The organism is Mesorhizobium sp. M7A.F.Ca.CA.004.12.1.1 (assembly GCF_003997835.1).
In the GTDB taxonomy this organism is placed as follows: Bacteria; Pseudomonadota; Alphaproteobacteria; order Rhizobiales; family Rhizobiaceae; genus Mesorhizobium.
In genome coordinates this window covers 1-9,922 of sequence record NZ_RZRK01000152.1, presented here as the reverse complement: position 1 = coordinate 9,922, position 9,922 = coordinate 1, and the positions used below count along the sequence as shown (strand labels likewise).

Genomic DNA, 9,922 nt, shown 5'->3' with positions numbered 1-9,922 from the left:
CTCATTCTGGAGCCGACGCGCGAGCTCGCCGCTCAGGTCGAGGAAAACTTCGTCAAATACGGCAAGAACCACAAGCTCAACATCGCGCTTCTGATCGGCGGCGTGTCGTTCGACGAACAGGACAAGAAGCTGGAGCGTGGCGCCGACGTGCTGATCGCGACGCCCGGCCGTCTGCTCGATCACCGCGAGCGCGGCAAGCTGTTGCTCAACGGCGTCGAGATCCTCGTCATCGATGAAGCGGACCGCATGCTCGACATGGGCTTCATTCCCGACATCGAGCGCATCTGCGAAATGATCCCGTTCACCAGGCAGACGCTGTTCTTTTCGGCGACGATGCCGCCCGAAATCACCAAGCTCACCGAAAAGTTCCTGCACGCGCCGGTCCGCGTCGAGGTTTCGAAGGCAGCATCCGCCGCCACCAACATCATCCAGCGGCTGGTCAAATCAGGCTCCAAGCCATGGGACAAGCGCGAGACGCTGCGCAATTTGATCAAGGCCGAAGACGCAGAACTGAAGAACGCCATCATCTTCTGCAACCGCAAGGTCGAAGTGTCGGAGCTGTTCCGCTCGCTGCTGAAGCATGATTTCGACGCCGGTGCGCTGCATGGCGACATGGACCAGCGCGCGCGCATGCAGATGCTGGCCAATTTCCGCGACGGCAAGCTGCGCTACCTCGTCGCTTCCGACGTTGCCGCGCGCGGCCTCGACATTCCCGATGTCAGCCATGTCTTCAACTATGACGTGCCGATCCACGCCGAGGACTATGTCCACCGTATCGGCCGCACCGGGCGCGCCGGACGCTCCGGAAAATCCTTCACCATCGCGACCAAATCTGACACCAAATACATCGATGCCATCGAACGTCTGATCGGCAACAAGATCGAGTGGCATGACGGCGACTTGTCGACGGTGGTTGCCAGCGAAGGCGAGGACGATGCTCCGCGCCGTGGCAAGGGCGCGCCGCGCCGTGCCGGCCGCAAGGACGACGACCGCGGCAGGGAAAAGAGCGGCGAGCGCAAACCGCGCGAACGCCACGCCAAGCGCAGCGAAGATGCCGCACCGGAAACAGTCCGCGAGGATCAGCCGGTGGCCGAGGCCGCAGCCGCCGACATCGGCGAACGGCGTTCGCGCAAGGAAGCGATCCGTTCGGAAAACACCGAGCGCAAATCATCCGATCGCAATGAACAGCGCGCACCCGAACGCGGCGACACCCGGCCACAGCGTGACAACAGCCGCCCTGCCCGCCAACGCCACCAGGAAGACAATGATTCCACCGTTGGCTTCGGCGACGACATGCCGGCCTTCATGCGGATCGTCGCCAAGGTCTGATCCCGACCGCTTCGAAGGCGAGCCGGCCACTCGGCTGCCTTCTCGGCAAAGCTCTTTCAGCCTGGCTCGCCCGTTACATCGGCCCAGGCATCATCTTGGTCGGTTTTTCCAGCATCGGAAACTCGGCCTTGTTGCATTTCACGTTCGGGTTCGTCGGACTGAACATGCCGTTCGGGTTGTCCCCGAGCCAGGCATGAAGGTCGTAATGGACGAACTCCTTCGGGATGAGAGGGTAGTGCCCCTCCATAGGTCCCATGAAGGTTTGGCCAAACAGCTTGGGCGGCTCCTTGGTGTCCGGCGTCAGCGGCACCAGCCATTCCACTCCGACCAACTTCAGGCCTTCCTTGGTCGGCTCGTAGATCAGCACGTTCGGCCTCATCGGATCAAGCTTCTGGCCGACACTCGGGACATTGACGAAGTGGATGCCCATGGCGCCCTTCGGGTAGTCCATCGCGCCCGGTATCTTTTCTCCGCTGTAGTGGACGCAGCCGACGGTCGACAGATAGAGGTCGCGGACGGCAGCGGTGTAATCCTCATATTTGGCGAGCGACTTCTTCAAGGCTTCGATGTCGGCCTTGTTGGCGTCCTCGGCGCGAGCCGAAGCAACGTTCAGCCACGCGCCTACCAAACCTGTCAAAACGAGGACGCCGCAGCGCCCAAGGCTGGCTGTTCTTGTCATGCATTCCTCCCAGATTTCTGATCTGGCCGTGCAAGACCGAGGCGGAAAAATGCTGATTGCGCGGCCAGTGACACCGCCTCATCCCCTCAGGAACAGCGATGATGCTATTCCTTTCCATAGCTGCGGGAAAGATGTATTTTAGGAATAACTAATTGAATAACACCAATATCCGCTCAAACAAAAACGGCCCCCCATGGGAGCCGTTTCGCATTGGTTTGCCGTACAAATCAGGTGAGCGGCGAAAGCTGGATCTCGACGCGGCGGTTCTGGGCGCGACCTTCGGCCGTGGCATTGGATGCGACGGGGCGCGTCTTGCCGAAGCCTGTGACTGCGAAGCGTCGCTGATCCACGCCCTGACCGGACAGATAGTTCGCCACCGCCAAAGCACGACGCTGCGACAGATCGAAATTGTGCTGGTCGCCACCGGTCGAATCGGTGTGGCCGAACACGTCGACCGTGGTCTGCTTGAACTTCTTCAGCACCAGCGCGACAGAGTTCAGGACTTGGTAGAAGCCGGGCTTCACCGCATCCTGGTCCGAGTTGAAGGTGATGTCGGACGGCATATTGAGGATGATCTGGTCGCCGCTGCGGGTGACGCTGACACCGGTGCCCTCGAGCTGCCGGCGCAGTTCGGCCTCGTTCTGGTCCATGGTGGCGCCGATGGCGCCGCCGGCCAGCGCGCCGATGCCGGCGCCGATCAGTGCGTTGCGGCGGTCGTTGCCGCCGGCAAGCAGGCCAAGGCTTGCACCCGCCAGGGCACCAAGGCCGGCGCCGGCCGCCGTGTTGGAAATCTTCTGGTCGCCCGTATACGGATCGGTGGTGGTGCAGGCGCTCACGAGCACAGCCGTCGCCACGACGACGAGCACAGTCTTTTTCATAGGATGGTCCCTCTCCAAGTCACGCCTTGCGGTGGCGCCAAATCAGCCCTTCCCGCGACTTGTACCACGAATTGCGGCGAAAAGCGGAACGGCAAAAGCGCCGCTCACGGCTTTTCCCGAGGGACCGATACACAGTGATAGCGCCGCATCGCCGGGCCGCAATCGTTCGGATCAGGCTACCAGAGGTTCTTGCCGTCTATGACCACCACTTCGACCTTGTCGAGATCGAAATCGTCGAACAGTCGCGAGTTGACGCTGATCTTGGGATTGTCGAAATCCGGCTCGCCGGTCGACCAGTCCGGCGTTTCGGTAAAGGTGCCGCAGCCGCAGGTGGCGCAAAAACCGTGCTTTACGGTTTTCGATCCCCAGCGGTAGAAAGAGACGTTCTCCATCGGGCTGGTGAGCTTGAATTGCGAAGGCACGTAGTAGGCCCAGAGCGAGCCGCGCTTCGAGCAGAAAGAACAGGTGCATTGCGTCACCGTCTGCGGTGCCTGCGAAACCTCGAATGTCGTCGCCTTGCAATGACAGCTTGCCTTGATGGTCATCAACGAACTCCTCCTGTCGCCCGCCACCCCGTGCGGCAAAGGCAGCATAAAGAGGTGCTCCTGACAACTGTCTGTCAGCAGGCATCACCCGAACTGCGCAAACCCGGCCTGCGGTCCCGGTCACACGCGACCGCGGACGTCCGACCGCCGTCCTGTCGTCAATAGGAGCGCGGCGGCACGAACAGGCAGATTGTCTTGCCGGCGTCGAGGCCCGCCTGGTGCGCACACCAATGGAACTCGCCGTCCGGGCTGTCCTTGACACGCTTGTCGGTCATTGGAACGATCTCACCCGTTCCGGCGATGACATAGCCCTCGGGTTTCTCCAGCACTTCGCCTGTATGGGTCGTGCGACAATCATAGTTGGCGCAGCATGCGAACGGATAACTCCAGCCCTGTGGCTTTGCCGCCGTGGGTGTGGCGTCATGCGCGAAGGCGGGTGCCGTCAGCATTGCCATCGCGCCGATCGCGAACAGGGAAAACAAAAGTCGGCCAGCCGGTTGAACGGCATTGGCCGATCTGAGTGTGGCAGCAGACATGACGCGTTCCTTTCAAACGAGCTCAAGCGTTTCGCTTGCCCGTTCCCGGAACGTATCTTCCCAGTGGCCGGATCGTCGGGTCGCAGATATGCCGCGTCCGGCCATAAATGCTTTTTCTCTCCCAGCGTTTGGATGCTGGGCTGATTCCTTGGTCGGCGCAAGAAGATGCATTCCCGACATCGTTCTATAGACGTCAGGTATCCGCTACCGCCGACGAGATGAGGCCAAGGTCAATTCCCGGCAAACGGGCGTCGAATAAACGGAATTGGCCCGCTGTGGTTCCAGCCTATTGCTGGTCAGAGCCGGCAATCACGTGCTCTTGATGCTGCGGCAGGTCATCGGTGATGGTGAACCAGCCCGCCTTCGAACCGACGAAGATGTGCTCGGTCGGGCGGATGGACGGGTCGTTGACGAGCGTTCCCATGGCGACATGGACGTAGGCGCCGTCGCGCACCAGCGAATAAAGCAAGGAGCCGCACCGGCCGCAATGCGCGTTATGGCCGCTTTCGTCGCCAAAGATCAGGAGCTTGTCCCCGCCTTCGGTGAGGACAAGCTTTTCACGCTCGATACCGGCGAAAGGCTTGAAGGCCGAACCGGTGGTGCGCCGGCAGTTCGAACAATGGCAATTCGCGGCATAGAGGAATTCGTCGGCGACCTCGTAGTGAACCGCGCCGCAGAAGCACTTTCCGGTGAGCTTGCTCGGCAACCCACTCCTCCGTCGCTGTGGTGCGCAGGGGTATGTTCAGATTGAGGTCAGGCTAGCCTCACCTGAACATGGACATATCCTAATCCAGGTCTGCTACGGCTTCGCCCGCACCGCCTTCGATGCGCTGCGACAACGAGGCTTCCATGAAATCGTCGAGGTCGCCATCGAGCACGCTCGACGGGCTGGTGCTCTCGACGCCGGTGCGGAGATCCTTCACCAGCTGGTAGGGCTGCAGCACATAGGAGCGTATCTGGTGACCCCAGCCTATATCACTCTTCGACGCTTCGGTGGCGTTTGCAACTGCCTCGCGCTTCTTCAGCTCTTCCTCGTAAAGGCGCGAGCGCAGCATCTCCCAGGCCTTGGCCTTGTTCTTGTGCTGCGAACGTTCGGCTTGGCAGGCGACCGCAATGCCGGTGGCCAGATGCGTGATGCGCACCGCCGAATCGGTGGTGTTGACGTGCTGGCCGCCCGAGCCGGACGAGCGATAAGTATCGATGCGGACATCCGATTCCGAGACGTCGATCTCGATCGTGTCGTCGATGACCGGATAGACCCAGACGCTGGCGAAGGACGTATGCCGGCGCGCATTGCTGTCATAGGGCGAAATACGCACCAGGCGATGAACGCCCGATTCCGTCTTCATCCAGCCATAGGCATTGTGGCCTTTGATCATCAACGTGGCCGACTTGATGCCGGCCTCTTCGCCGTCATGCATTTCCAGCACTTCGACCTTGAAGCGACGACGCTCGGCCCAGCGCGTGTACATGCGCAGCAGCATCGAGGCCCAGTCCTGGCTTTCGGTGCCGCCGGCACCGGCATGGATTTCGAGATAGGTGTCGTTGGAATCTGCTTCACCCGACAGCAACGTCTCGACCTGGCGGGCCTTCGCTTCGCCTTGCATCGAGCGGATCGCGGCTTCGGCCTCGGCAATGACCCCCTCGTCGCGCTCTTCCTCGCCGAGCTCGATCAGGCCGATATTGTCTTCCAGCGCCTGCGTCAGACCTTTCACCGAGGCGATGCCCTCTTCCAGGCCCTGGCGCTCGCGCATCAGCTTCTGCGCTTCCAGCGGCTCGTTCCAGAGGCTGGCGTCCTCGGCGCGCACATTAAGGTATTCAAGCCGCTTTATGGCCTGATCCCAGTCAAAGATGCCTCCTCAGCAGGGTTATCGCCTGCCTGATCTCGTCGACAATATTCTGCGTTTCCGCGCGCATGGCTGGCTGTTCTGTCCTGTTTGCTGAAGTCGGTCGGCGCGATACATAGGCAGGCCGCCGCCGGCTGTAAAGCAAAATGGGCTGGCGCCAAGGCCAGCCCATCCGCTCATGAAAATCGTCAGTAGAGGCCGCCGCCGCCGGACTGGATGGCCTGGTTGGCCTGCGGTGACAACGCGCCACCGGTGGCATTGGAGCCGTCGGCGCCCATGCCGATGACCCAATAGCTGTCGGCGGGACCGGTACCCGGCTTGAAGGCTTCGATGATGGTGCCCGGATCGCCCGATGCGGCACGCATGCCGGTCTTGCGGTTGATGGCGACCAGGTTCATGCCTTCGGGCACCTTGAAATCGACATTGGGCGTGCCGTCCAGCGCCACCCGCATGAAGTCCTTGAAGATCGGGGCTGCGAGGCCGCCACCGGTGGCGCCATGGCCAAGGCCGCGCGGCGTGTCGTAGCCCATGTAGAGGCCGACGACGAGGTTGGGCGTGTAACCGATGAACCAGGCGTCCTTTTCGTCGTTGGTCGTTCCAGTCTTGCCAGCGATGTGACGGCCGAGTTCACTGATGGTGGCGCCGGTGCCGCGTTGCACGACACCTTCCATCATCGAGGTGATCTGGTAGGCCGTCATCGGATCGAGCACCTGCTCGGAATTGTCGACGAGTTCCGGCTCCGGCTGGTTCTGCCATTCGGGCGCATTGCAGCCCTGGCAGCCACGTTCGTCCTGCTTGAACACCGTCTTGCCGTAGCGGTCCTGGATGCGGTCGATGAGCGACGGTTTGATCGACTTGCCGCCATTGGCCATGATCGAATAGGCCGACACCATGCGCATCACGGTGGTTTCGCCGGAACCCAGCGCCATCGGTAGATAGGGTGCCAGATGGTCGTAGACACCGAAGCGCTCGGCATATTCGACGACCAGCTTCATCCCCATGTCATTGGCAAGCCGCACCGTCATCAGGTTGCGCGACTTCTCGATGCCGGAGCGCAGGGTCGCCGGACCGGCAACGGTGCCGTCGTAATTCTTCGGCGTCCAGCTCGTGTTGCCGCTCTGGATCGTGATCGGCCCGTCCATGATCACCGAGGCCGGCGTATAGCCATTGTCGAGTGCGGCCGAATAGACGATCGGCTTGAACGAGGAGCCCGGCTGGCGCATGGCTTGCGTGGCGCGGTTGAATTCGGACTGCGCATAGGAGAAGCCGCCGACCATGGCCAGCACGCGGCCGGTGTGCGGGTCCATGGCGATCAGGCCGCCTTCCACTTCGGGCACCTGGCGCAGGCTGTAGGCGCCATCGGCACCATCGTTTTTCTGCACGAAGATGACGTCGCCCGGCTTCAGCACCTCCGCCGGCGACTTGGCCTTGACGGTCTTGCCGGCAACCACATGGCGCATGGCAAAACCCATGTCCTCCTTGCTGACGGTGCCTTCGACGCGCTCCTTGACGATCTCGCCCGACGCCTGCCGTGCGGGCTGCAGGCCGATCGACAGCCCGGTCGCCGAACTGTCGAGCACGACGGCGAGCGACCATTCGGGAACATCCTCCAGCCCCTTGACGGCGCCAAGCGGCACGCCCCAGTCGCCCGACACGTCGATCGATGTTACCGGCCCGCGATAACCGCGCAGCGTGTCGTATTTCATCAACCCGTTCTGCATCGATTTGCGGGCAATGAGCTGTATCTTCGGATCGAGCGTGGTGCGGACGGAGAGGCCGCCTTCGTAAAGCGCGTTCTCGCCGTAGCGGGCGATGATCTGGCGGCGCACCTCTTCGGTAAAGTACTCGCCGGCGAACAGATAGGTGCCGCTGCGGCGCGGCGTCACGCCCAGCGGCTCGGCCTTGGCCTTGTTGCCTTCCTCACGCGTGACGTAGCCGTTCTCGACCATCTGGTCGATGACCCAGTTGCGACGCTCGATCGCGCGATCGGCATGCTTGAAAGGGTGGTAGTTGTTCGGCCCCTTGGGCAGGGAAGCCAGGTAGGCGGCCTCTGCCACGGACAGTTCGTTGACCGACTTGTCGAAATAGGTCAGCGCCGCACCGGCGACGCCATAGGCGCCGAAGCCGAAGAAGATTTCGTTGAGGTAGAGCTCGAGAATGCGATCCTTGGGATAGGCCTGCTCGATGCGGAAGGCGAGGATCATCTCCTTGATCTTGCGCTCGTAGGTCTGGTCCGAGGACAACAGGAAGTTCTTCGCCACCTGCTGGGTGATCGTCGAGGCGCCGACCTGACGCCGGCCCGAGCCGAGATTCTGCAGGTTGACGATGATGGCGCGGCCGAGGCCGGTCACATCGATGCCTGGGTGATTGTAGAAATTCTTGTCTTCGGCCGACAGGAAGGCCGCCTTGACGCGGTCCGGTATGGCCTGGATCGGCAAATACAGGCGCCGTTCGCGCGCGTATTCGGCCATCAGCGCGCCGTCCGACGCATGGATGCGGGTGGTCACCGGCGGCTCGTATTTGGCCAGCACCTCGTAGTCGGGCAGATCTTTCGACAAATGGCCGATGTAGATCGCAACGCCCGCCGCGACCAAAAGGGCCAGCGTCGTGCCGATGCCGAAAAAATAGCCAATGAGACGAATCATACCCGCTCCAGTCCTTGGTTCGGGAATTTCCTAAACGAAGCCGCCTTTCGCGCAAGCTTTCGAGCCGGTCCCAATCCGTAATCGAAAACCCTTGTCGCCGCCATGTGGACAAAATACGGCAATGCCTGATTTCGCGGTCGCGAGCAGGAAATAAAAAGCATTGGGTGTTGTCGTCGCGCAACGCCGCCTCTGGTTGCAGGCGCCGCCGGTCATGTCAACCTCCGGTTCCCGGTCCGGCCTTGGCCGACGCGAACAGCGCGACGGCGTTGGTTATACTCTGGGCCGCCTTGCCGCGCCAGTCGGCGTTGAGCAACTGCGCCTCGTCCTTGGCGTTCGAGAGATAACCGAGTTCGACCAGCACCGACGGCACGTCGGGTGCCTTGAGCACCTTGAAGCCCGCCGAACGCTGCGGATTGTTGATGAGGCCGACGCTGGTCGACAACTGGCCAACCAGCGTGTGGGCGAAACTCATCGAGAAATTGTGCGTTTCGCGGCGGATCAGGTCGATCAGGATGTCGGTGACTTCCTTGTTGTCGTTCTTGATTTCCATGCCGGCGAACTGATCGGAGAGGTTTTCTCGGTCGGCAAGCGCCTGCGCCTCGGGGTCCGAAGCCTTGTCGGAGACGGTGTAGACGGTGGCGCCGCGAATGCCCTTGACGCTGATCGTGTCGGCATGGATCGAAATAAGCAGGTCGGCCTCATGCTGACGGGCGATGCGCACGCGGTCATCAAGACGCAGGAATTCGTCTGTGTCGCGCGTCATGAACACATCATAATTGCCAACGGCTGCGAGTTTGTCGCGCAGCTCCGTGGCGAAGGCCAGCGTGACATTCTTCTCGATGGTGCCGTTCAGGCCCTCGGCACCGCCGTCGATGCCGCCATGGCCGGGATCGATGACGACGGTGAACCGATGACCCGGATTGGAAACCGGTCCGGTGCCGACCCGCCCTCCCTTGTCGGTCGAAACGGTCGATCCGGTGGTCAGCGCCTGATTGGCCAGCGCCACATCGAACTCGCGCTCGGATGCCGCCGACATGTCGATGGCAATGCGGTAGCCGGTTCCGTCCTCGTTCTTGAGCACGTCGAGCTTGTCGACGGCAAAGGGACCCTTGCCGGTGAGGATCAGCCGCGAAACGCCCTCGCTAAGCGCGCCCAGACGCACGCCCTTGACCAGGCCCCGCGCCTTCAAATCCTTGGCATCAACGGCGAATCTCGTATTCGCGAGATCGATGACAAGACGGTTGGGACCGCGCAGCAGGAACCATTTGATATCGGGTTCGCGATCGAAGTCCATGACGATGCGCATCTTGGTGGCATCGCCGGCCATCTTGTAACCTTTTGCCACGAGCGGAGCGTCGGCGGCATTGGCTTTTGAGGACAAGGCAGATGAGACCGCCAGCAGCAGCAAGAGGCAGAAAGCGGCCAGGATCCGGCCGCAGACACGACATCCCTTGTCTGTGAAG

10 protein-coding genes are annotated in these 9,922 nt (G+C 61.7%); 1 reads left to right on the top strand and 9 read right to left on the bottom strand.

Annotation, left to right across the window (positions count from 1 at the left end; translation table 11 throughout):
* Nucleotides 1-1,329 (top strand): DEAD/DEAH box helicase (locus EN984_RS10725; protein WP_164765433.1); only part of this gene is annotated, 1,329 nt, incomplete at its 5' end.
* Nucleotides 1,330-1,402: 73 nt separating this feature from the next.
* Here the strand turns inward: EN984_RS10725 and EN984_RS10720 are convergent.
* From EN984_RS10720 to EN984_RS10680, 9 genes are all read right to left on the bottom strand, one after another.
* The gene (locus tag EN984_RS10720; protein ID WP_127272004.1) at nucleotides 1,403-2,008 is read right to left on the bottom strand and encodes a hypothetical protein; all 606 of its coding nucleotides are present in this window, start codon (nucleotides 2,006-2,008) and stop codon (nucleotides 1,403-1,405) included.
* Between the two features lie 227 nt (nucleotides 2,009-2,235).
* On the bottom strand, nucleotides 2,236-2,886 hold the full coding sequence (locus EN984_RS10715) for an OmpA family protein (RefSeq protein WP_013531371.1): 651 nt from the start codon (nucleotides 2,884-2,886) through the stop codon (nucleotides 2,236-2,238).
* Nucleotides 2,887-3,062: 176 nt separating this feature from the next.
* A complete protein-coding gene (locus EN984_RS10710) occupies nucleotides 3,063-3,431 on the bottom strand; it encodes a GFA family protein (protein ID WP_024503891.1) in 369 nt (122 codons plus the stop codon).
* A gap of 158 nt (nucleotides 3,432-3,589) precedes the next feature.
* Nucleotides 3,590-3,967 carry a hypothetical protein gene (locus tag EN984_RS10705; RefSeq protein ID WP_023812122.1) on the bottom strand — a complete coding sequence of 126 codons (378 nt, stop codon included), beginning with the start codon at nucleotides 3,965-3,967 and terminating at the stop codon, nucleotides 3,590-3,592.
* 286 nt (nucleotides 3,968-4,253) lie between these two features.
* Nucleotides 4,254-4,673: a GFA family protein gene (locus EN984_RS10700; protein ID WP_127270927.1), complete on the bottom strand. Its 420-nt coding sequence runs from the start codon at nucleotides 4,671-4,673 to the stop codon at nucleotides 4,254-4,256.
* A 79-nt stretch (nucleotides 4,674-4,752) separates the two neighbouring features.
* Nucleotides 4,753-5,884, bottom strand: a protein-coding gene (gene prfB / locus EN984_RS10695) for a peptide chain release factor 2 (RefSeq protein WP_127272597.1) whose coding sequence is annotated in 2 segments (ribosomal slippage) — nucleotides 4,753-5,817 and nucleotides 5,819-5,884 — 1,131 coding nt in all. Because the reading frame shifts where the segments join, the coding sequence is not laid out codon by codon here.
* A gap of 118 nt (nucleotides 5,885-6,002) precedes the next feature.
* Nucleotides 6,003-8,459: a penicillin-binding protein 1A gene (locus EN984_RS10690; protein ID WP_027039214.1), complete on the bottom strand. Its 2,457-nt coding sequence runs from the start codon at nucleotides 8,457-8,459 to the stop codon at nucleotides 6,003-6,005.
* 30 nt (nucleotides 8,460-8,489) lie between these two features.
* A complete protein-coding gene (locus tag EN984_RS10685; RefSeq protein ID WP_127272598.1) occupies nucleotides 8,490-8,672 on the bottom strand; it encodes a hypothetical protein in 183 nt (60 codons plus the stop codon).
* Nucleotide 8,673: 1 nt separating this feature from the next.
* A partial coding sequence (locus EN984_RS10680) for an N-acetylmuramoyl-L-alanine amidase (protein ID WP_245480053.1) occupies nucleotides 8,674-9,922 on the bottom strand: 1,249 nt, incomplete at its 5' end.